Source organism: Acinetobacter sp. WU_MDCI_Abxb74, assembly GCF_025513915.1.
GTDB classification, from domain to species: domain Bacteria; phylum Pseudomonadota; class Gammaproteobacteria; order Pseudomonadales; family Moraxellaceae; genus Acinetobacter; species Acinetobacter calcoaceticus_C.
This window is the reverse complement of record NZ_JAHPRP010000001.1, coordinates 1,036,589-1,058,295: the sequence shown is the minus strand read 5'-3', so window position 1 is coordinate 1,058,295 and position 21,707 is coordinate 1,036,589. Positions and strand designations below refer to the sequence as shown.

The window sequence follows — 21,707 nt, the reverse complement described above, 5'->3', positions numbered from 1 at the left end:
ACTTAAAATAAAGCCTTCAGTCGAGGGCTTTATTTTTTTTGAATACAAGCATTAAGCCTAGCAAAATTGCAATCATTCCTATTAAGCCTGCCAGCGGTAACTTATTTTTTAAAATTAAAAAATCTAAAATTGCAGTAACAATAGGAACCAGATAGAACAGGCTTGTCACATTTACAATATTGCCCTGATTTAAAAGCCGATAAAGTAAAAGCTGGGCTACTACAGAAATTAAGATTCCAAGAAATAAAATAGAAATAATCAGTTGTGAATTCCAATGTACTTCAAAATGTTCAAAAGGAACCAAAAACAGGCAGACTACCAGACTGACTATATATTGTAGCGGTAAGACATCTGTAGGGGCTTGTTGAATGTTCTTTTGCATGATGGCCCCAAAAGTCATACATAGGAGGGCAGTCAAGGCAAATAGCATTCCAATTGGGGCAATAAATGACATTGACAGGCTTTTCCACACTAAAAGTATGAGTCCGGCCAATGAAATGCATAAGCCCAAAAGTTTTTCTTTTGGCCAACTCTTTTCAATAAGACAAAGCGTTAAGATTGGCTGTATTCCCATAATTGTAGCCATTAAGCCAGGTGTGACCCCATACGCCATGGCTTTAAAGTAGCATATCGAATAACCAGCAATAATAAGAAGGCCAGTAAGCAGAACTTGTTTTCGAGTTCCATGTTTGGGTAAAAGTCTTTTTCTAAAAAGAGCAAGTACAAACAGAATAATTAAAGCAGTAGAAAAGCGCAGAATTAATAATGCTATGGGTGAGGCATTATCAAGGCCCCATCGAGTAAAAATTGCGGCACTACCCCAGAGTAAAACAAAAGCGGATGTTGCACTTTGTGATGCAAGCATCTGTTTATTTAGGCGCATAAAACCTTCTCCTAGTGCGTAATACCTAAGAAATACGAAATGATGAAATTGTTAGTAGGTGTTGCTATTACCGTGTGATTTAGACATTAATCAATTCACAGATAGTTTCTTTAACAAAAGTGAATTGTTTTACCTTTTTCTAAATTCAGTATGGAAGAGAGAATAAATAAAGAAAAGCGCATAATTCTTTTATATACTATTTGAAAATCGAATAGATACATTGTAATGAATATAAAAAACTTACAAATTGATTGGCTAAAGTGTTTTGTCACAGTAGTAGATACTGGTTCATTATCAAACGCGGCGCCTGAGTTATATCGTTCACAATCTGCTGTTAGCATGCAGTTAAAAAAATTAGAAGAAGCACTACATTGCCAACTTTTAATACGAACGCACAGACAAATTGAATTAACCTCTCAAGGGCAACTACTTTTAGGCTATGCACGCCGTATTCTCGATTTGCATGCAGAAGCACAAATGGCATTTCATGGAGATGAATTAACGGGTCGTATACGCCTTGGAGTGCCCGATGATTATGCTTCTAAATATTTAACACCCGTACTTAAGCGTTTTGCGCCGCGTTATGGAGGTGTTGAAATCGAGTTGATCTGTGAGCAATCGACTTCATTAATTCCACGAGTAGAGAGTGGTGATATAGATTTGGCTTTAATTTCGAGAGATAACGCTCGTCAAGGAACACTTTTATTTCATGAACCAATGGTATGGGTAGGCTCTCCACAATTTGAACTCTGGCGAGAAGACCCACTCCCAATTGCAGTTTATGAAAGTACGAGCCAAGCCAAAAAGAGTGCTATTCATTCTTTAGCATTACAAGGACGCCGTTATCGTGCTGTATACAATAGTTCAAGTTTAGCAGGTCAAATCGCAGCAGTTGAAAGTGGTTTAGCAATCGCCGTGTTCACGCAGTGTAGTGCACCTGAACACTTAACCATATTAGGTGCTGATCATGGCCTAGGACCTTTAGAGCCTATGGAGACTGCTGTTTATCGAAGTCGGTCATCCTTAGAGTCAAAAGCTGTAGATCACTTATATGAATTACTCATTAAAACGCTCAGACATTCTGTTAATGTTTAATCGCCAAATATTAAGTTGATATTTAAAAATAAAACGAAAGAGCTTTACATTTTTGCGTTAAATCTACAAAAAAGCCTAGAAACGTATGCTGAACGTAAAACTAATAAAAAGTATTTATTAACTCACTATCTGAATAATTTATGAGGTGAAATATGAAAAAAATTATGGCTACCTTAAGTTTAGCTGCCATTATTTCTTTAAGTGTGAGTGCTTGCCAAGGTGAAAATGATACAAAACAGCAAGATAAAACGACCACCCCTCATTCAATGGACAATGATTCATAACCCAGATGAATACCGAAGCCCATCGTAAGATGGGCTTTTTTATATCTTTTTATTATCATCTGAAAATGTGATTTGTAACTCACAATATTTATTTTTAATGGCACTGTTCAAAATATGTTGACTAGTATGGTTGGTTTTAAATATATTTATATTCAACACGGATCATTTTAAATATAACCCTATATTTAAAATAAATTGATTCAAATGCCATCAGATCAGAAATTTAACCTTTAAATTTGATTATAAAAATATTAATTAATCAAGGAGGTGGGTATGGATGCTAAATTTCATTCTGAAAATGAATATGGTTTTATTCTAGACATATTGAATACTTATGTTGTGGTAAAGAAGACATTAAAAAATGATCATTATCCTTATGATTCATTTGGTTATCTTCTTGCTCTTTATCAACCCCTAAAAGTCTATATTCCTCAGCTTCCACATCCGAAAATTTATATTGAGATTGGTGGAATTTCATATGATCGAATGATTGTTATGCAAACAACAGACGAGACAGAAGCCATGAATGTTTTATTGGATTTAGGACAACTCGTCGTTTAACAATTAAGAGATATTTTTAGTAGTCAGTTTAATTTACTTAAGGAAAACTCTTTCTTAAGTAAATTAACGACACAATAATACGCTATAAAATAGTTATCGGAAGAGAAAATTTAAAGAAATTATTTGGTATTTTTATTCATCCTCATTAAACAAAGACTCTAATAAGATACAAAAAATCACAAAAGCTAAATCTATAACTTTAAAAGAATTTGTTTATATAACTTATATAACTAAGAACACTAAAAGTAGGTCATGGTAATGAAAAAAATATTCTTAGCAACACTCACTGGGTTGGCTTTATTGAGTAGTAATGCGGTATTGGCTAAACCAGATACTGCTTTGTTAAAAGAAGCGACAAAAAATGTAGTCACGGTGTCTAAAGCAAAAACTTTAGCTGATGAGTCCGGTGTTACGTTAACAGGCACCATCGTAAAGCATATTGCTGGTGATCATTTTGAGTTTAAAGATGCTACGGGTTCAATTGTAATTGATATTGATGATGACTTGTGGAAGCCTCTACAATTAAAAGCTGGAGATAAAGTACGTGTTGTAGGAGAGGTGGATACACATAGAGTTAAGCCTACCGATATTGAAGTTTTTCAGATTGAGCGTGTTAAATAAAGCCAGATTATTTATATAAATATTGCTCAGCTCAAATAAAAAAGAAAACTCCTGTTCTGAGGAGTTTTCTTTTTAAAGATTAAAATTTTTAATTATTGTGTTGCATTAAATGCCTCATGATAGCTGACATACCCTTTAGCAATATTGCCCGAAAAGCTTAAGGCTTGGAAATACTCACTTGGCACATCAGGCAAAATGAGTTCGGGATAGGTTCTAAAACCAAATCGGCTGTAATATTTGGGGTCACCGAGTAAAACACATCCTTTTGCATCTAAGTTTTTTAATTTTTCTAGTGATTTATTCATCAAAAGTGAGCCAATACCAAGCCCTTGTTTATTTGGATGAACCGAAATAGGCCCTAAACCATACCATCCCATTTCCCCTGAACTTATTTGAACTGGAGAAATAGTAACATGCCCAACAATAGCGCTATCTTCAATCGCAACTAGTGAGACTGTAAGTTGTCCGTGGTTTCTTAAACTATTCACAATAAAATGCTCGGTATGACTCGTGTGCTCAGCATTTTGAAAAGCTGCTTCTGTTAGTTTTTCTATTGCTTCAATATCCTCATTTCGTTCATCACGAATCGTAATATTCATTCAAGATTCTTCCTTATTTATTGAACAATCATACGCTTTAATTTTTTAAATAAGTAAAACTATAATTTAGATTTCTAAGATACCTTATTTGTTACTAATTATAAAAAAACAACTACTACTTATGAAACTCATACATAAATTAAAATTTTATAAAAATTATTTTTAATATAATAATTTAAAAATATTTTGAGAGTTAGAAATTGAAAAAAATCATTAAAACTTTATTATTATCTACACTCATTTCAACTACATCCTTCACTATTTTAGCAAAAAATGTTGAGCAAAAAGTTAATTTTTTACAAGGTTCAACACATACCACATTAACTGGAAAATTTCAGGGTTATGATGATGTGAGATATAGGATTTATGCAAAGAATGGGCAAATATTGAAATTTAATATTAATAGTCTTAGTAATTTAGCCTATGTCAATATTTTTGCATCAGGCAAAAAACCGGATAAAGATAATGCATTATTAATTGGCTCAACTGTAGGATCAAAAGGAGAGCTTACTTTGCCAGTTGATGGCGATTATATTATTCAAGTTTATCAAATGCGTAATAGTGCTCGTAAAAATAAAACTGTGAAATATAGTCTAGATGTCGAAATATTAAATAAAGTAAAAAAATAATAGTTGATAAAATTTACTAGCTTTCACATGAGAGCTAGTAAATTTTAAAAATGGTATAGATACTCATTATTCGGTTAAAGAAAAGGACTCATGAATGCCACAACTTTCCACAAATGTTTGATCATGTGAAATGAGTAATACAGCACCTTCATAACTCTGAATAGCACTAGCTAATAATTCTCTAGATTCAATATCTAAATGATTTTCGGGTTCATCTAATAACAGGAGTTCAGGGGTAGGATGTATCTGGCTAAGTGCCAATAAAGCTACTTTGAGTTTTTCTCCACCACTTAGTTGTGATAAGAGATAAGTACTTTTATCACCGCGAATTCGAAGTTGACCTAATAAATTTCTCCATTCTAATTCTGAAAGCTCCTTATTCATGCGAGTTAAATTCTCAATAACAGTCATCTCATCACATAAAAAGCTAAAGTTTTGATCGAGATAAAAGCACTCTACAAATAATTGAATGCTGTCACAGGACTGATTCTTCTGTGCATTAATTGCTTTAAGTAGTGTTGATTTTCCAATACCATTTGGACCCGTTATGTGGATTTTTTGGGCTGCCTGTACAGCTAAATCTATGGGTTTGTGAGTTCCATATTTTAGTTTGAGTTTTTTAATTCGAAGAATTTCGCCAGTTTTTTTATGGAAAGTAGGGAAAACAAACTGTTGCGGCTTAACGGTTTCAAGACGCATTTTTTTGTCTTTTAAATCATTTTGACTATTTGAAATTTGTCGTTGGTGCTGAGATTGTATAGCCGCAATACTTTGACCTGCTTGTTCCTTTTTAAAATCGAGCAGAATTTTGGCTTGAGAATTTGATTCGCGTAATTTATTCCCAGCACGTTCACGTTTTTGAGCTTTCATTAATACTTCATGTTGCTTTTGCTTCATGTGTTTAACGTCGCGTTGGTTTTGTTGAATAGATTGCTCTAAAGCTGCTACATGGGTTTGATATTGCTCATCAAATTTCTCATAGTTTCCTGTTGTGTGATGTAAACCATGTTCATTTAAATGATAAATATGATCTACTTCATTCAACAAAGTTCGGTCATGACTAATGATAAGCGCACCTGCGGGGTGTTTCTTCAACTGATCAATTAACCATTTTCTAGATTCCTGATCTAGATGATTACTGGGTTCATCAAGCAGTAAATAATGATCTGATTTTAAAAATAAACAACTTAATGCCAATTTAGTTTTTTGACCTTCGCTTAGATTTTTAACTGGAAAGTCTAAATCAGTGGGCAAATGAGCAGACTCTAATAAGTTATTCCATAAGATGGGTAAATCCCATTTGCTTTCCAATAAATCATAATCATTGAAGCTGGCAACGCCTTGCTCAACTCTTTTAAAAGCTTGATAAATGTCTACGATATCTAATGCTTCGGCTATGGTCAGTCCTGTTAACCGATGCAATTGAGGTAAATATGCATGTTTTATATGCCACGATATTTGCCCAGATGTAAGAATTGAATCTAAGCTAAGCGTCTGATTTAACATTTGTATAAGCAAAGATTTGCCTTGCCCATTACGGCCAATTAAAGCCGCTATCTGGTTCGATTCAAGACTAAAATTTAATTGTTTAAACATAACTTTAGATGAAAATTCTAAAGTAAGTTGTGATATTACACATGCCTGCTGAGTCATAGAAAACCTCATAAATACAGGATGTACAAAATAGGAAAAAGTAGTTTTAAGCAGAGACGTTAAATCACAAAAAAAGTCTATTTTGCACATCAAAGAAAGAAAAAATGATGAGAAAAAAAGACTTACTTCATTGGCGTGACTCACGAAATTGGAAGAATAAGAAACTATTCTATCTGGGTTTTTAGCTAGTGTAAAATTTATACAATAGGTTTTATTAAAAAACCCAATCGTTGGATTGGGTCTTGTGCATCTAAAAAAGTTTATTCTTTTACAACCAATACCTGAATTTTGGTACTGTTTAAAACATCTTGAGCAAAACTACCCAAAATAAGCTTTTGGAAGCCTTTGCGTCCATGAGAACCAATCACGATCAAATCGGAACCTAAGCCTTCTACTGCTTTAAGGATGCCATCTGAAGAAATCTCACCTTGGATAATTTGAGTTTCAGCATCAACACCTTCTTCGGCACATAAAGCTTTTACTTTTGCGAGAGTTTTTTCTGCATTTGCGCGTGCTTCAACAAAATAATCTTTTACAACAGGTGAGATGTAATAAAAATCTACACCGCTAAAAGGATCTACCGCAACTAAGCTAATAGCAGTCAATTTACTTCCAAAAGCCTTTGCAATATGAGCTGCTTGTCTTGCTGCTGCTAATGAAATTTCAGAACCATCGACAGGTACAATAATATGTTGGTAATTCATAATGTTATTCCTCTTATTTACAGTTGTTATATGTATGAAGCATTTATTAATTAAAGATTAACATATTTCATTCTGGGTAGACATCTATTCGATTACAAGAAAGGAAAATTAAATAAAATTATTTTAAATCATATATTTGTATTTATTTTTCTATTGGTTGTGATGGTGTTTAAGCGGCATTGCTAAATAATCGATAATATTTACATGAAAATTACAAAAAATTATCGTTCATATTTCTGTCATATAGAAAACGTATAACAAAATAGTAAATTAAGGGGAGAGAGGAAGATGGCTGATTTAACAGCAAAGAAAGTTAATAAACTCATTGAAGAGTTTCGTCAAACAGGTAAAGAACCCGAAAAGTTAGTGATTGGCTATAAAACCTATGCCAGACTGATGACCGAAGATAAATTTGCAGAAAAAATTGTCCCTTCACTGGAAGACTCAAAAGAACGGTTATATAAAAATCTAAAAATTAAACTTATAACTGAAAAACATTACTTTGAAGTTAAATAAAATTTATGTGAAATGCATCACTTGTTATTAAAGTAAAGTAACACTTAAATAAGTTTAATAACATGTTCAATGTATAATGATACAAATTAATAGTGTAGCAAACATTTGAAAACAGCAATCGTTTATAAACTCGATAGAATAAAGTGCTTTTATTTTTAAGTAGTGGAATAAATTGAAATGCCAACAATTAGTGTAATTATATTTTATGTTTTAGCTATATTAGGCAGTATAGCTGTTATTTGTGGATTATTCAGTTTAAGTGTTTTTTTAGTTATTATTGGATTAGCTCTATTATTTGCAGCATTATTATTAAAAAAAGAATTTAAATTAGATATTTTATTCTGGAACTAGATATAATATGTATCCATATTTTTAGTTGTCTATAAAATTATTTCAATAGAACTGAAACGAAAAATTTCAGTTCTAAATAATTAAATTAGTTTTTATGATGAATATTGATGCAATAACGTTTTTTTGATCGAAATTATTACAATAAAATATAAAAGTAGAAAATTTTAAATTTATTTAAGTATTTAAAAATAAAAAAGTTTCATTTAGGATGAAAGTAAAATTGTAAAAGCGTTTGTAGCGATTAAACAATAACAAAGCGAGGTGAGCATGACTTATAAGTATGAGTATGCAGGGTTCTGGTTAAGATTTGGTGCAATGATTATTGATACTCTTATTCTTTTTTTGGCGGTTATTCCTGCGGCATGGATTTTTTATCAGGGGGATTATGATTTAGTCTTTGCCACAGGCTTAAGTATTAAGCCTCAAAATTATTGGTTCGATTTAATCGTGAACTATATATTTCCTTTATTGTATTCAATTTTATGTTGGCTGTATTTTGCAGGTACTCCAGGTAAACGATTGATGCGATTAAAAGTTTTAGATGAAAAAACAGGTAATAAGCTCACAGTCATGCAGAGTATTATTCGATATATTGGCTATATTCCATCAATTTTAGTCTTTGGTATTGGTCTTTTTTGGGTCGCATTTGATGCAAAAAAACAAGGATGGCATGACAAAATGGCAAAATCAGTGGTTGTAAGAGAGTTATAGGAAATAGACGAAAAGCGTTCATAGCATTGAAAATAGGGGCTATGAACGCTTTTTTATTAACTTTTTTTGACTTTAAGTTTTAAAATAAAATATACAACTACACCTACAATAAGTCCCCAAAAGGCTGAGCCAATACCGAAAAATTGAATGCCTGAAGCACTACATAAGAAGGTAAATAATGCAGCTTCACGGTCTTCAACTTGAGCGAAGGCAATTGCAATGTTGTGGCTGATCGTACCAAATAATGCAATACCTGCTAAAGCTACAATAAAAATATGTGGAAAAGATATCAGCAAACTTGTCAGTGTTGCAGCAAACAGGCCCATTAAAATATAGAAAAAACCACAACTCATGCCTGCAATATATCGTTTACTTGGGTCTGGGTGGACTTGATCGTCTAAGCTTACCGCTGCACTAATCGCAGCAATATTTACGCTATAACAACCAAAAGGTGCCAGTACAACTTGGGTTAAACCTGTCCAGCCAATCAGTTGATTAACATGCGGTTTATAGCCATAACTTTTGATCATGGCAATTCCGGGTAAATATTGCGAAGCCATGCTAATCACAAAAAGTGGCAGAGCTAATCCCAAAAGTGCTGACCAGCTAAAATCAGGACTAATCCAAACAGGTTTAGCCAAAGACCACTGAAGTGTAGGCATATGAAATTCTAAAAAGACAAGGCATAGGGCAATACCCGCAAGTGCCGTGAATACAATGCTATAGCGGGGCCATAATTTTTTTGTTATTACATAAATAACGAGCAAAGATAAAACGAATTCCCAATCATTTTGCAAACTGGCGAACAGGGAAATACCAAATTTGAGTAAAACACCTGCAAGCATGGCACTGGTTAAACTTTGAGGAATATATGAAAGTGCTTTTTGAAATATACCTGAAAAGCCTAAAATAGCAGTCAGTAAACCACCTATTAAAAAAGCACCAATCGCTTCATTTATGCTATAGCCACTACCTGTTGCCATAATTAAAGCGAGGCCAGCAGTTGACCAGGCTGTCGCTACAGGATATTTAAATTTCCAAGAAAGTATGAATCCTGATAAACCAATACCTAAGCCTAAAGCCCAAAACCATGAGGTGATTTGCTCGGGTGAAGCACCTAAAGCTTGAGCCGCCTGAATCACTAAAATGGCCGAAACACTAATACCGATTAAAAAAGTGATAAAACCAGCAAATACGGCTGGAATAGAGAAATCTTGAAGAATCTTTTGCATAGCTAAATGTTCTAAATCCCTGAAAAATTAATATGTTTCTGTCTTTGCTTTCAGCTAGGTAAATCTAACAATTTTTTTAAAGAAGGTGCTTTCTATTTTTGATTTGAAATAGAAATAATATTTTCGAAATATTGAATAATGCTATTATTCCTTTCATAAGTGATACTAAATTTGGGATATTGTTTTATGGAAGAGCAGACTGAAAATTTGACAGTGCTTGAACTTAAGATTATGCGCGCTTTACAAGAGAATGGACGTTTAAGTAATGCTGAACTGGCCAAACTTGTAGGCATAAGCACTTCATCTTGTTGGAATCATACACAGCGTCTTTTTAAAATAGGAGCAATTTTAGATGTGCGCGCTCGGATCAATCCGAGTATGGTGCAGCGTGATACGGTAGTACTAGTAGGCGTAGTTTTAGACCGCTCAACCCCTGATAGTTTTCAGGCATTTGAACAGGCGGCAGGTGATTTGGAGAATGTTCTAGAATGCTATCTGGTTGCCGGAGAAGTCGATTATTTTCTAAAAATTCGTGTTAAAGATTTAGCAGCTTTCAATCGATTTCATAGTGAAAAAATTATTGCCTTACCGGGAGTAAGGCAAGTCAGAACATTTTTTGTGCTCAATGAAGTTAAAACAGATGGCATGCTGGCGTTTTAGCAATTCATTATGTTTTAATTTTTATGGTTAAAAATTTATAGATTAAAGATTACTAGATTGTTGAGGTTGCCAGTTTTAAACCGAATCCAAAAAATAGAATCCCGACTAAAAAAATACTACTTGCTGCAATTTTATGGTTCTGTTTGAAAAAGGCTGAAAGTTTAATTCCAGAGAAGATTAATGCAGTTAAATAACTAAAGCTAATCACCTGTAAAATAATCGCTAAAATTAAAAAACTTAGTGCCGGATAGGCATAGTCGGGTTCAACAAATTGAACAAAGAAAGATAAGAAAAATAAAATCGCTTTAGGGTTGAGTAAACTAATACTTAATGCTGTTTTATAAGGATGAATTTTATCTAAAGCGGGTAAATCAGCCATTTCTGGTTGTGGTTGATTACGTTGTTTCCAGCGTTGAATACTACCTTGTAAGAGCTTAAAGCCTAAATAAGATAGATAAAGTGCACCTGTTAATTTAAGAATAACAAATATCCATGGGAATGCTTTTAATAAAGAAGCTGCCCCTAGTACGGTACATAGCATTAAAATAAGATCACCGGTAAAAATACCTAATGCACCCATATATCCAGTTTTAATGCCGTAACGTGAAGCAATTGACATTACATAAAGAGAATTGGGCCCCGGCAATAACACAATTAGGAACGTACCGATAATATATGTTGTTAAATCTGTTATACCGAACACGAGAAACCCAATAAAAAACCGATTTTTGCCATGATAACAAAAATCGGTGATTTTGTATGAAAAGTGCAGTTTTTTAAGGTTTAATTTCCGTATCAATTCCAAAAGATTGACGTAATAAAAAACTTAATTGGTCACGAGCTTTAATAAAGCCATCAACACCACCTTGTAAAAGCTGGAATGCCATTAAGTCATGATTAAGTTCGTCTTTAAAACTTTGTTCATCTTGAGCTGGTCTAGCAATAGCTTCTGCTTGCTTTGATTTGGTTGCATCAAGAGCTGCATCGACAGTCCGTGTATCCTGCTCGAGCTGGGTAAGTAAGCCTGGAGAGATCGTCAGTAAATCACAACCCGCCAATCCAAGAACCTGATCGACACTACGGAAGCTCGCACCCATCACTTGAGTTGGGATATTTTGTTGTTTGTAGTAGGTATAGATTTTTTTAACTGAAACCACGCCTGGGTCTTTTTCAATTGGGTAAGAATCGACACCTTCAGCCTTTTTGTACCAGTCTAGAATACGGCCTACAAATGGTGAAATTAAAGTTACTTTTGCATCTGCACAGGCTTGAGCTTGATGTAAACCGAAAAGCAGAGTGAGGTTACAAGCAATCCCTTCCGCTTCAAGAACTTTAGCAGCTTGAATACCTTCCCAAGTCGACGCGATTTTAATAAGAATACGTGACTGGTCAATTCCATAACCTTTGTAAAGTTCACATAATTCATGCGCTTTCTGAATGGTTGCTTCAGTGTTATATGAAAGAGCAGCATCAACTTCGGTAGAAACACGGCCTTCAATAAGCTTTAAAATTTCTACGCCAAACTTTACGGTTAAAATATCAATGGTTCGTTCAATCAGCTCATCGTTGCTATAGCCTTCTTCTTTGGCTTGATAATAAGCATCTTCAATGAGTTCTTTACTTTCTGGTTGTTCTGCTGCTGCTGTAATCAACGAAGGATTGGTCGTCGCATCTAGAGGGCGAAATTTACGAATTGCATCAAGGTCACTACTATCGGCAACAACGGTCGTTAATGTTTTTAATTGGTCAAGTGCTGTATGAGTCATTGATATTCAACATCTTCAATAAAAAATCTTATGTTTTCTTTATAGCACAAAGTATATTCATGCTGTCGATATATCAATTGTTATATTTCAAATAAAAACGTTTAGGTTATGCATCTAAATTTAAACAATATTAAGGTGCATGTTGTGTTCGTTGCTTTCGGATATATTCAATAAGAAATCTGGCTGCTGCACCAAGTTCACTTTCGCGGCTCCAGACCAAGTCGACATAATATTCAAATCTTGGAGTGAAATCTAATAAATCCAATACTTTAAGCTTGTTTTTTAATTCAGGATTTTCTTTAAACATTTCTTGCGGAAGAACTCCCCAACCTAGATTACGTAAAATCATTAAGCAAGCAGAGTGGTGGTTGTCTGTACGCCAGTAATGTTTTGAAAACAGTAATTCAGGTTTTAACGTCTCATCTCGACTTGCCACCACAATTTGCCGTGTGGTAAGGATTTGTTCGTAAGAAACCTGATTTTGGGTTGCAAGTGGGTGATTTTTTGCAATAACTGGAATTAAAGCCTCGCGTTTGAGCTCAACAAATTGTTCTCGGTTGTCCAGATGTTCACGTTCAAACATGAGTGCAAGTTGGGCTGAACCATCTAGTAACATTTGTAAAGCGTCTTCTTGAGGTGCCGAAACAATATTAATTTGGAGGTCAGGAAAACGACTCTCTAGCAGGCAAATATAGTCGGTCCAGTTAGTGTGTAGTAATTCAGAGACGATCACAATGGTTAAGTTAGCTTCTAAACCTGTGCTTAACGCATGGGCATGTTGTTTCCACTGGTTCATCTCAATTAAAAGCTGAGAAGTCTTTTCATATAAGACCCGTGCTTGATCAGTAGGAACGGGTTCACGGCCCTTACGATCAAATAAGGTTAAGTTCAGATCAATTTCTAAGTTGGCAATAGACATGCTTACAGCCGAAGGAACTTTTCCAAGTTTACGCGCTGCTGCTGAAAAGGAGCCTGTTTCAATCACTGCTTGAAACATGAGTAGTTGTTCTTGATTAATATTCATCTGTCAAAAAAACTGAAAGAACCTGATTGGATTAATCAACATTATAAAAATAAAATACGTCTTATCCAAGTATTATTGAGTATTTAAAAATGTTGATTTCCAAGAGAAGGCTCATTCATGCAATCAGTTATGAAGGAATTTTATTGGTCATCATTGCGATTGCATTAAGTTTTATTTTTGATATGCCTATGGACGTCACCGGCACACTCGGTGTGTTTATGGCAGTGGTTTCAGTTTTCTGGAATATGATTTTTAACCACTATTTTGAGAAAGTAGAGCATAAATATAATTGGGAAAGAACAATCCCTGTAAGGATTTTGCATGCGGTTGGTTTTGAAGGCGGTTTGCTGATTGCAACAGTGCCGATGATTGCTTATATGCTACAAATGAATGTCATTGATGCGCTTATTTTAGATATTGGTTTAACCTTATGTATTTTGGTCTATACCTTCATTTTCCAATGGTGTTATGACCATATCGAAGATAAGTTTTTCCCTGAAGCAAAAGCTGCCTCACTACACTAAATTTATAAATCCTAAAATGAAATAAGCACCCATTTGGGTGCTTATTTTTTGTAGTTAGATGTAGAAATTATTTCTCTACAATTGCAACTACACCTTCACCGCCAGCAGTACAGATAGAGATTAATGCGCGGCCTGAACCTTTTTGATTAATCAATTTAGCAGCAGTTGCTAAGATACGACCACCAGTTGCAGCAAATGGGTGACCTGCACCTAAAGATGAACCATTTACGTTCAGTTTAGAGCGGTCAATTGAACCTAAAGGTGCATCTAAGCCAAGACGTTCTTTACAGAATTTTTCGTCTTCCCATGCTTTAAGTGTCGACAATACTTGAGAGGCAAAGGCTTCATGAATTTCGTAGAAATCAAAATCTTGAAGTTTAAGGTTAGCGCGCTTAAGCATACGAGGTACTGCATAAGCAGGAGCCATCAATAAGCCTTCTTTAGGACCATTTTTACCAATGAAGTCCACAGCAGCGGTTTCAGAGAAAGAAAGGTAAGCTAAAACTTCATGACCGTTTTCTTTTGCCCATTCTTCAGAAGCAAGTAATACAACAGATGCGCCATCAGTTAACGGTGTTGAGTTACCCGCTGTCATGGTTGCAGTTTCGCCCTTACCGAAAACTGGCTTTAACTTAGCAAGTTTTTCAACTGTGCTGTCTGCACGTAAGTTGTTATCACGGTTTAGACCTAAGAATGGAGTGATTAAGTCGTCAAAGAAACCACGCTCATAAGCAGCAGCAAGTTTTTGATGGCTGCTTGCAGCGAGTTCGTCTTGAGCTTCGCGAGTAATACCCCATTCTAATGCAGTAATTGCTTGGTGTTCACCCATTGAAAGGCCAGTACGTGGTTCACCATTGCTTGGTGCATCAAGAAGCTTTTTAAAATCAATTTTTGTTAATGCTTTAAGACGGTCTTTACCAGTTTTCGCAACATTGAGCTCAAGCAAAACTTTACGTAGGCCATCACCAACAGCGATTGGGGCATCAGAAGTGGTGTCTACACCGCCTGCAATACCGACATCAATTTGACCAAGCGCAATTTTGTTTGCCACAACAAAAGCAGCTTGTAAACCTGTACCACAAGCAATTTGGATGTCATAAGCTGGTGTTTCAGGTGCAAGATCTGTGCTTAATACAACTTCACGAGTCATGTTGAAGTCACGGCTATGTTTTAAAACAGCACCAGCAACGACTTCGCCAATACGCTTACCTTGTAAGTTAAAGCGCTCAACCAGACCATTTAATGCTGCTGTCAACATGTCTGAATTTGACGCCTTAAAATAAGCGGTATTTGAACGTGCAAATGGAATTCGGTTGCCACCAATAATTGCAACGCGGCGAACAGTGTTTTGGCTCATGGTTTTATCCTGTGGAACAGAAGTTTTGGTTTTTGTTGCTTTTGGTGCTGCAGCTACATTATTAGAAGATGTAGAAGGGGGTGCAGAAGCTGCGCTCTTATTACGAGGGCTTCGTGCAGGTGCAGTCGTTGAACGAGTACGTGTCGTTTTTGGAGTATTAGTTGCTGCTTTAGGAGTTGTGCTGTTACGCTTAGCCGTGTTAGAAGCCGACTTTGATGTATTTGACACTTTTTCCTGAGCAGAATTCTCGACTGCTGGATTTTCTTGAGTTGTTTTGCTCATAAGGCTTTTCCAAGCATATTAACGATATTCTTATACGCTACCTTAACACAATTCAAATAGACCTGTATTGACTAGAATGACATTGTAGATAGCATTCAGGTCAAGACATCAAAAGATCAACTCAAGTATGATTTGGGATGACTCTAATGAACGACTGCTTTCATATTGTTTCTCCGCATTTCCTAACATAATGAAGCCTGTCGTAGAAAATCATTTTTTTGAGAGATAATAATCATGACTGATCAATACCAAGCATTTACACAATCTCCAATTGGTAAATTCGTTGTTAAAAATTTGGGTTTACCATCACCTGTAGCCTTAGAGCGTTTTGAAAATGCTCAGCCGGTAGTGAATGGGGCAGTATTGGTTGGCGCGGCGCCGTCAAGTGTATTGTCTGGTGCGATTGCACAAGTACTTAGCAATATTCATGCAGACAGCTATGTAGGCAATAATGTTGCATTACAACAAGAAGCTGCAAAAGTCGGTTTAAATTTACGTCCATTTAATGCGGGCGATAAAGAATCAAAATTCAAAGCAGTTGTATTTGATGCGTCTGGAATTCAAAACTCAGAACAGTTAAATGAGCTTTATAAATTCTTTAACCCGATCGCACGTCAAGTTGCAACTTCTGGCCGTGTGATTGTGATTGGTACAACACCAGAAACTGCAAAAACTGTAAAACAGGCAATTGCCCAACGTGCACTTGAAGGTTTTATCAAATCTGTAGGTAAAGAATTTAAAAAGGGTATTACTGCTCAAGTTGTCTATGTAGATGAAGGCGCTGCTGCGAACCTTGAGTCAACTTTACGCTTCTTACTTTCTCCGCGTTCTGCTTATGTGTCTGGTCAAGTTATTCGCGTTTCTAAAGCAGATGCTGTTGATGTAGATTGGGCAAAACCACTTGCAGGTAAAACTGCGTTGGTAACAGGTGCAAGCCGTGGTATTGGTGAAGCAATTGCGCATGTATTAGCACGTGATGGCGCACATGTCATTTGTTTAGATGTACCCCAACAACAAGCGGACCTTGATCGCGTAGCTGCTGACATTGGTGGTTCTACATTGGCAATTGATATTACAGCTGCTGATGCTGGTGAAAAAATTAAAACTGCTGCGGCAAAACAAGGCGGTTTAGATATTATCGTCCACAACGCGGGTATTACTCGTGACAAGACTTTGGCTAATATGAAGCCAGAGCTTTGGGATTTAGTAATTAACATTAACTTGTCTGCTGCTGAACGTGTAAATGACTACTTGCTAGAAAACGATGGTCTAAATGCAAATGGCCGTATTGTTTGCGTATCATCAATTAGTGGTATTGCTGGTAATCTTGGTCAAACAAACTATGCTGCGTCTAAAGCAGGTGTAATTGGCTTGGTGAAATTTACTGCACCTATCTTAAAAGATGGTATTACCATTAATGCGGTAGCGCCTGGTTTTATCGAAACACAAATGACCGCTGCGATTCCTTTTGCAATTCGTGAAGCTGGTCGCCGTATGAACTCAATGCAACAAGGCGGTTTACCTGTTGATGTAGCAGAAACGATTGCATGGTTTGCATCAACTGCTTCTACAGGCGTAAATGGCAACGTGGTTCGTGTATGTGGCCAAAGCTTGTTAGGCGCTTAAGCACTCTTAGTTAAAAACAGGGGGTGCTTGGGCATCCCTTTTTTATTCAAGAATCTATAAATTATAAAAGGTTAGGTATGAATACTCGTCATTTTAGCCAGCTACCAAAAGCGGCATTGGCTTATCCAAAAGTTGTGCAAGGTTTAATCTTTAAAAAGCCTAAAGGTCCCAAAATCTTGCCACAAGTTGAATACGTGGTAGATAGCCTTGAAATTTATCAGCCACATTTAAAAGCTTATAACGAAGTATGTGGCTTTAAAAATAATGGCTTTGTACCAGCAATTTATTTGGCTGTGCTGTCGCAAAGTTTGCAAATGCACATGATGACGGCAGAAGCATTCCCATTTCCAATTTTAGGCTTAGTCCATATTCGTAACCAGATTAAACAAACCAGACCGATTGGTATAATAGAAAAACTCACATTGTCATGCAAATTTGGGGAACTAAAACCGCATGATAAAGGTGTTCAGTTTGACTTTATTACCACGGCAAAAGTTGGAAATGAAGTTGTAATGGAAGGCGTGACAACCTATTTATCTCGTCAAAAGGTTGAGAAAAGAGCCAGCGAGAAAGCCAAAGAAGAGCAAACCCCAGCTTATGTACCTAAGGCAGAGTGGGAGATTTTAGAAAACACAGGCCGTCGCTATGCGAAAGTGTCGGGTGATTTCAACTTAATTCATATTCATGCCATTACTGCGAAAGCTTTTGGCTTTAAACAAGCAATTGCACATGGTATGTGGAGCAAAGCTAAAGCATTAGCGAATCTTGAACTACCAAATGCTTATGAAGCAGATGTGTGGTTTAAACTACCAATGTTCTTACCCTCAAAAGTTGAGTTTTTAACTGCAAATGCAGATAAAAAGACTGATTTCTTGATTCGTAATGTGAAATCTCAGAAACCGCATGTTGCAGGAACTGTAAAAGCATTATAAAAATATCAGCAGCTTCAACAAACGTTTAGGCTGCTTTAAGCAAAATAACAAAAAATGCAAGGAAACTCATGTGATTAAAGACATTTTATTGGCCGATACCCAGAACTATCACGGTATTTTAGATGAACGTTTTATTGATTTAGCTCACCAGTTCAGCCGCTTTCAAGATGCGCGAACAGATCAAGGGGGAGCTGCATTAGCAGTTTATTTTAGAGGCCAAAAAGTTGTCGATATTTACACGGGTCTTCAATCACAAACTGAAGCTTGGCAGCCAGAAACACTAGCAGTTAGTTACTCTACAGGGAAAGGTGTACTTGCTACTTTAGCGCATATTGTTGTAAGTGAAGGGTTCTTAGATTACGACAAACCGATTGCGAACTACTGGCCCGAATTTGCACAAAATGGTAAAGAGCAAATGACATTACGTCATATACTTAGCCATCAAAGCGGTATGTTTGATATTCGAAATACCATCGAAAGTGCGAGAGAAATGCTCGACTGGCCACATATGTTAGATATGGTCGTGGCTGTTAAACCAAGATTTGTCGCGGGAGAGGGTAATGCTTATCAGGCATTAACATTTGGTTGGCTTGTTGGTGGGGTGCTTGAAAAAGCAACTGGTCAGTCTTTAGCTCAACTCATGCAAAAATATCTGGTTGAACCATTGGATTTAGATGGGGCATATTTTGGTGTACCAGCAAGCGAATTAGATCGTGTAGCACGTTTAATTATTCAATCGAAACCAGAAACTAAACCTGTATCTGCGTCATCTGAGAAGAAGAAAAGCTTTAAACCACGTAAAAGTTCACTTTCAGAAAAAATGATTACATGGACGGGACAAAACCCTCAAGATTTTCAAGATGCCATGATTCCTAAAGGCATGAAGCATTTTAGCTTTTTTAGTGATGAAGGGTTGCAAACCGTTATTCCGGCAGCAAATGGCGCTTTCACTGCAAATAGTCTGGCAAAAATTTATGGAATGCTTGCAAACCAAGGGGAATGGGATGGGCAACAACTGATTCGTCCAGAGATATTTAAAGAATTGAGTACCATCCAAAGTTACGCACGTGATCGGGTTATGCCGATTCCAATGAATTGGCGTTTAGGTTATCACCGTATTATTACCATGGGTAAGCGTGCTAAAAATGGCTTTGGACATATTGGCTACAATGGTTCAGGTGCGTGGTGTGATCCTGAACGTGATCTTAGTTTTGCTTATACCCATAACTTTCAGATTGGTTCAATAACGGGTGACTATCGTTTGTGGGGGCTTACTCAAGAAGCTTTACGTTGCACCGACCAAATTTTAAAAGGTCGAAAAGGCTGGTTCTAAATTCTGTACTTTCAAACAGGCTGGTATTTCTAATAAATGCCAGCCAGTCTATCTAAAAAAGTTCTAGGCGAATGATAGTCTCGGTATGACGTTTAAAATCTTCTTCAGCTAAACCTTGTAATCCCAGTTTATAAATTCCTTCTAATCCACACACAAAAGCGATAAGCCGCCAAGCAATATCTGTCGAATTAGATATGTCTTTAAATTCGCCGTCCTTTTTTCCACTTTCAATTGCTTGAACAATCGTTTGATGCCAACTTTGCATAGCCAAATTATAAGCTTTTTGTATTTCTACATCTTGTTCAATCAAGAGTTCAGCTTCATTCCATAATCGTAAGTAGGGCTGAAGTTTATCTATATTTTCTGCACCTAATAAAATGAAGAGTCTTTGAAATTGACTATTTGTTTGTAAGGTTTGTTCAATTTCATCAAGCTGTTCCATAAGCTTTAAAAAAGCTTCAGCTTTTAAGTGAGATCCCGAAGAAAAGTGATGATGAACTTGTCCGGTAGACGTTTGTGCTTCTGTTGCGATTCTACGTACTGTCATGGCGGTAAAACCTTCAGCCAAAGCAACTTGCATGGCAGCTTGCAGAATCATTTCTCTGCGTTGATCGCGACTAAGATAAGCCATGTTTCTATCACCTGACTGAATTCGAGACAAACTACATTAAAACTTAAAGTTGGACAAGTGTCCAATTGTGTATATAATAACCGTGATTTGAACACATGTCCAAGTTTTGGATATCGAAGAGCGTTATGCAAAAGAAATGGTTAATCCTGACAATTATTGTCCTTATATATTTACCCGTCACAATTGATGCAACAGTTATGCATGTTGCGACTCCATCTTTAAGCGCAGCATTGAATTTAACTGCCAATCAGCTTTTATGGATCATTGATATTTATTCACTGATTATGGCGGGTTTGATTTTGCCGATGGGTGCACTCGGTGACCGTATTGGCTTTAAAAAATTATTATTCATTGGAACTGCAATTTTTGGAGTTGGTTCACTGGCAGCTGCTTTTTCACCAACAGCCTATGCCTTAATTGCTTCCCGTGCTCTTTTAGGGCTAGGGGCAGCCATGCTTATTCCTGCAACTTTATCGGGAATTCGAAATGCTTTTACCGAAGAAAAGCAAAGGAATTTTGCACTTGGCCTTTGGTCTACAGTAGGGGGCGGTGGTGCCGCTTTTGGTCCATTAGTTGGCGGTTTTTTACTAGAGCATTTCCATTGGGGAGCAGTATTCCTCATCAACATCCCAATTATTTTGGTTGTTCTGGTCATGATTGTCATAATCATTCCTAAGCAGGAAGAGAAAACCGATCAACCAATTAACTTAGGCCAAGCTTTAGTGCTGGTTGTGGCGATTTTAAGTCTGATCTATTCGATCAAATCGGCCATGTACAACTTCTCGGTACTCACAGTCGTGATGTTTGTGGTTGGGGTAAGTGCTTTAATTCACTTCATTCGTAGCCAAAAAAGAAGCACGACTCCAATGATTGATTTGGAGTTGTTTAAACATCCAGTTATTTCTACCAGTATTGTCATGGCCGTTGTTTCAATGATTGCTTTGGTTGGTTTTGAATTACTCTTGTCTCAAGAGTTGCAATTTGTGCATGGTTTTTCTCCCTTGCAAGCTGCTATGTTTATTATTCCATTTATGATTGCAATTAGTTTAGGTGGTCCATTAGCAGGAATCTGTTTAAATAAATGGGGACTTAGACTTGTATCTACTGTTGGGATTTTAATAAGTGGCTTTAGTCTTTGGGGACTTGCCCAGCTTAACTTTTCGACCGATCACTTTTTAGCATGGACGTGTATGGTCTTTTTAGGTTTTAGCATTGAGATTGCCTTACTCGCTTCGACTGCTGCGATTATGTCTTCTGTACCACCAAACAAAGCAAGTGCAGCAGGTGCGATTGAAGGTATGGCCTATGAGCTCGGTGCTGGTTTAGGTGTCGCTATTTTTGGTCTAATGTTGTCTTGGTTTTATAGTCGCTCAATTATTTTGCCAGAAGAACTCCCGATGAACTTAATTGAAAAAGCGAGTATTTCGATTGGTGAAACCATGCAATTAGCTTCTAAGCTTGAAAACCCTTTAGGAGAGCAATTAATTGCAGTTGCTCAGCAAGCTTTTAGCTATGCACATAGTTGGGTGCTTACAATTTCCGCTGTTTGTTTCTTCCTTTTAACTGTATTTGTCTGGTTTAGTTTTCCAAAGAAAGTGAGTTAATGATCTAAACAAGTTTAACAGTTGCGGAAAAAGAGAGAAAAATTTCTCTCTTTTTCTTGTTATAAATATAATTTTTAAATACACATAAATTGATAGAACTTTCCTTATCTCAATATTTTTAGTTATGTA

At 36.2% G+C, this 21,707-nt stretch carries 24 protein-coding genes and 1 pseudogene; 15 read left to right on the top strand and 10 right to left on the bottom strand.

All coding sequences use genetic code 11. The annotated features are described in order from the left end of the window. Positions 1–16 precede the first annotated feature (16 nt). Entirely contained in the window at positions 17–883 is an 867-nt protein-coding gene (locus tag KTH84_RS05105; protein WP_133972909.1) for a DMT family transporter, read from the bottom strand. A 225-nt stretch (positions 884–1,108) separates the two neighbouring features. On the opposite strand from KTH84_RS05105, the gene KTH84_RS05100 reads away from it, so the two are divergent. The 4 genes from KTH84_RS05100 to KTH84_RS05085 all read left to right on the top strand — a co-directional run bounded on the left by KTH84_RS05100 (position 1,109) and on the right by KTH84_RS05085 (position 3,444). Next, complete coding sequence (locus KTH84_RS05100) at positions 1,109–1,978, top strand: LysR family transcriptional regulator (RefSeq protein WP_133972911.1); 870 nt, start codon at positions 1,109–1,111, stop codon at positions 1,976–1,978. 152 nt (positions 1,979–2,130) lie between these two features. Continuing rightward, the gene (locus tag KTH84_RS05095; protein ID WP_133972913.1) at positions 2,131–2,262 is read left to right on the top strand and encodes a hypothetical protein; all 132 of its coding nucleotides are present in this window, start codon (positions 2,131–2,133) and stop codon (positions 2,260–2,262) included. A 273-nt stretch (positions 2,263–2,535) separates the two neighbouring features. Beyond that, positions 2,536–2,823, top strand: coding sequence for a hypothetical protein (locus KTH84_RS05090; protein ID WP_005039828.1), 288 nt, complete (start codon positions 2,536–2,538; stop codon positions 2,821–2,823). 258 nt (positions 2,824–3,081) lie between these two features. Beyond that, a complete protein-coding gene (locus KTH84_RS05085; RefSeq protein ID WP_133972915.1) occupies positions 3,082–3,444 on the top strand; it encodes a NirD/YgiW/YdeI family stress tolerance protein in 363 nt (120 codons plus the stop codon). A gap of 92 nt (positions 3,445–3,536) precedes the next feature. Here KTH84_RS05085 and KTH84_RS05080 read toward each other — a convergent pair whose 3' ends face one another. Beyond that, the gene (locus tag KTH84_RS05080) at positions 3,537–4,043 is read right to left on the bottom strand and encodes a GNAT family N-acetyltransferase (protein ID WP_202741769.1); all 507 of its coding nucleotides are present in this window, start codon (positions 4,041–4,043) and stop codon (positions 3,537–3,539) included. A gap of 78 nt (positions 4,044–4,121) precedes the next feature. Here KTH84_RS05080 and KTH84_RS05075 point away from each other — a divergent pair. Then, positions 4,122–4,209: pseudogene (locus tag KTH84_RS05075) on the top strand (hypothetical protein); the annotation flags it as partial. A 34-nt stretch (positions 4,210–4,243) separates the two neighbouring features. Further along, on the top strand, positions 4,244–4,672 hold the full coding sequence (locus KTH84_RS05070) for a DNA breaking-rejoining protein (RefSeq protein WP_262472298.1): 429 nt from the start codon (positions 4,244–4,246) through the stop codon (positions 4,670–4,672). A gap of 66 nt (positions 4,673–4,738) precedes the next feature. Here KTH84_RS05070 and KTH84_RS05065 read toward each other — a convergent pair whose 3' ends face one another. Further along, a complete protein-coding gene (locus KTH84_RS05065; RefSeq protein WP_262472297.1) occupies positions 4,739–6,325 on the bottom strand; it encodes an ATP-binding cassette domain-containing protein in 1,587 nt (528 codons plus the stop codon). 260 nt (positions 6,326–6,585) lie between these two features. Further along, positions 6,586–7,029: a universal stress protein gene (locus tag KTH84_RS05060; RefSeq protein WP_202741771.1), complete on the bottom strand. Its 444-nt coding sequence runs from the start codon at positions 7,027–7,029 to the stop codon at positions 6,586–6,588. A gap of 288 nt (positions 7,030–7,317) precedes the next feature. On the opposite strand from KTH84_RS05060, the gene KTH84_RS05055 reads away from it, so the two are divergent. The 3 genes from KTH84_RS05055 to KTH84_RS05045 all read left to right on the top strand — a co-directional run bounded on the left by KTH84_RS05055 (position 7,318) and on the right by KTH84_RS05045 (position 8,607). Continuing rightward, entirely contained in the window at positions 7,318–7,545 is a 228-nt protein-coding gene (locus tag KTH84_RS05055) for a hypothetical protein (RefSeq protein ID WP_262472295.1), read from the top strand. Positions 7,546–7,722: 177 nt separating this feature from the next. Continuing rightward, positions 7,723–7,896: a hypothetical protein gene (locus tag KTH84_RS05050; protein WP_262472294.1), complete on the top strand. Its 174-nt coding sequence runs from the start codon at positions 7,723–7,725 to the stop codon at positions 7,894–7,896. Between the two features lie 267 nt (positions 7,897–8,163). Beyond that, entirely contained in the window at positions 8,164–8,607 is a 444-nt protein-coding gene (locus KTH84_RS05045) for an RDD family protein (RefSeq protein ID WP_262472292.1), read from the top strand. A 56-nt stretch (positions 8,608–8,663) separates the two neighbouring features. On the opposite strand, the gene KTH84_RS05040 is transcribed toward KTH84_RS05045, so the two are convergent. Then, complete coding sequence (locus KTH84_RS05040) at positions 8,664–9,839, bottom strand: benzoate/H(+) symporter BenE family transporter (protein WP_262472290.1); 1,176 nt, start codon at positions 9,837–9,839, stop codon at positions 8,664–8,666. Positions 9,840–10,025: 186 nt separating this feature from the next. Here KTH84_RS05040 and KTH84_RS05035 point away from each other — a divergent pair, with 186 nt between their 5' ends. Further along, complete coding sequence (locus KTH84_RS05035; protein ID WP_004643202.1) at positions 10,026–10,499, top strand: Lrp/AsnC family transcriptional regulator; 474 nt, start codon at positions 10,026–10,028, stop codon at positions 10,497–10,499. A gap of 52 nt (positions 10,500–10,551) precedes the next feature. On the opposite strand, the gene leuE is transcribed toward KTH84_RS05035, so the two are convergent. The 3 genes from leuE to KTH84_RS05020 form a co-directional block, all read right to left on the bottom strand. Then, complete coding sequence (leuE, locus tag KTH84_RS05030; RefSeq protein WP_262472288.1) at positions 10,552–11,202, bottom strand: leucine efflux protein LeuE; 651 nt, start codon at positions 11,200–11,202, stop codon at positions 10,552–10,554. A gap of 73 nt (positions 11,203–11,275) precedes the next feature. Next, entirely contained in the window at positions 11,276–12,265 is a 990-nt protein-coding gene (tal, locus tag KTH84_RS05025) for a transaldolase (RefSeq protein ID WP_262472287.1), read from the bottom strand. A 130-nt stretch (positions 12,266–12,395) separates the two neighbouring features. Continuing rightward, positions 12,396–13,289, bottom strand: a complete 894-nt coding sequence (locus KTH84_RS05020; protein WP_262472285.1) for a LysR family transcriptional regulator — start codon at positions 13,287–13,289, stop codon at positions 12,396–12,398. A gap of 89 nt (positions 13,290–13,378) precedes the next feature. On the opposite strand from KTH84_RS05020, the gene aceI reads away from it, so the two are divergent. Beyond that, positions 13,379–13,813: a chlorhexidine efflux PACE transporter AceI gene (aceI, locus tag KTH84_RS05015; RefSeq protein WP_026057096.1), complete on the top strand. Its 435-nt coding sequence runs from the start codon at positions 13,379–13,381 to the stop codon at positions 13,811–13,813. A 67-nt stretch (positions 13,814–13,880) separates the two neighbouring features. Here aceI and KTH84_RS05010 read toward each other — a convergent pair whose 3' ends face one another. Then, entirely contained in the window at positions 13,881–15,452 is a 1,572-nt protein-coding gene (locus tag KTH84_RS05010; RefSeq protein WP_042896925.1) for an acetyl-CoA C-acetyltransferase, read from the bottom strand. Between the two features lie 234 nt (positions 15,453–15,686). On the opposite strand from KTH84_RS05010, the gene KTH84_RS05005 reads away from it, so the two are divergent. From KTH84_RS05005 to KTH84_RS04995, 3 genes are all read left to right on the top strand, one after another. Next, positions 15,687–17,078 carry a 3-oxoacyl-ACP reductase gene (locus KTH84_RS05005; protein ID WP_262472282.1) on the top strand — a complete coding sequence of 464 codons (1,392 nt, stop codon included), beginning with the start codon at positions 15,687–15,689 and terminating at the stop codon, positions 17,076–17,078. A gap of 77 nt (positions 17,079–17,155) precedes the next feature. Beyond that, entirely contained in the window at positions 17,156–18,010 is an 855-nt protein-coding gene (locus tag KTH84_RS05000) for a MaoC family dehydratase (protein ID WP_262472280.1), read from the top strand. 70 nt (positions 18,011–18,080) lie between these two features. Further along, the gene (locus tag KTH84_RS04995) at positions 18,081–19,343 is read left to right on the top strand and encodes a serine hydrolase domain-containing protein (RefSeq protein WP_262472278.1); all 1,263 of its coding nucleotides are present in this window, start codon (positions 18,081–18,083) and stop codon (positions 19,341–19,343) included. 52 nt (positions 19,344–19,395) lie between these two features. On the opposite strand, the gene KTH84_RS04990 is transcribed toward KTH84_RS04995, so the two are convergent. Beyond that, positions 19,396–19,974 carry a TetR family transcriptional regulator gene (locus tag KTH84_RS04990; protein WP_262472276.1) on the bottom strand — a complete coding sequence of 193 codons (579 nt, stop codon included), beginning with the start codon at positions 19,972–19,974 and terminating at the stop codon, positions 19,396–19,398. 125 nt (positions 19,975–20,099) lie between these two features. On the opposite strand from KTH84_RS04990, the gene amvA reads away from it, so the two are divergent. Beyond that, positions 20,100–21,578, top strand: coding sequence for a multidrug efflux MFS transporter AmvA (gene amvA / locus KTH84_RS04985; RefSeq protein WP_262472274.1), 1,479 nt, complete (start codon positions 20,100–20,102; stop codon positions 21,576–21,578). Positions 21,579–21,707 lie beyond the last annotated feature (129 nt).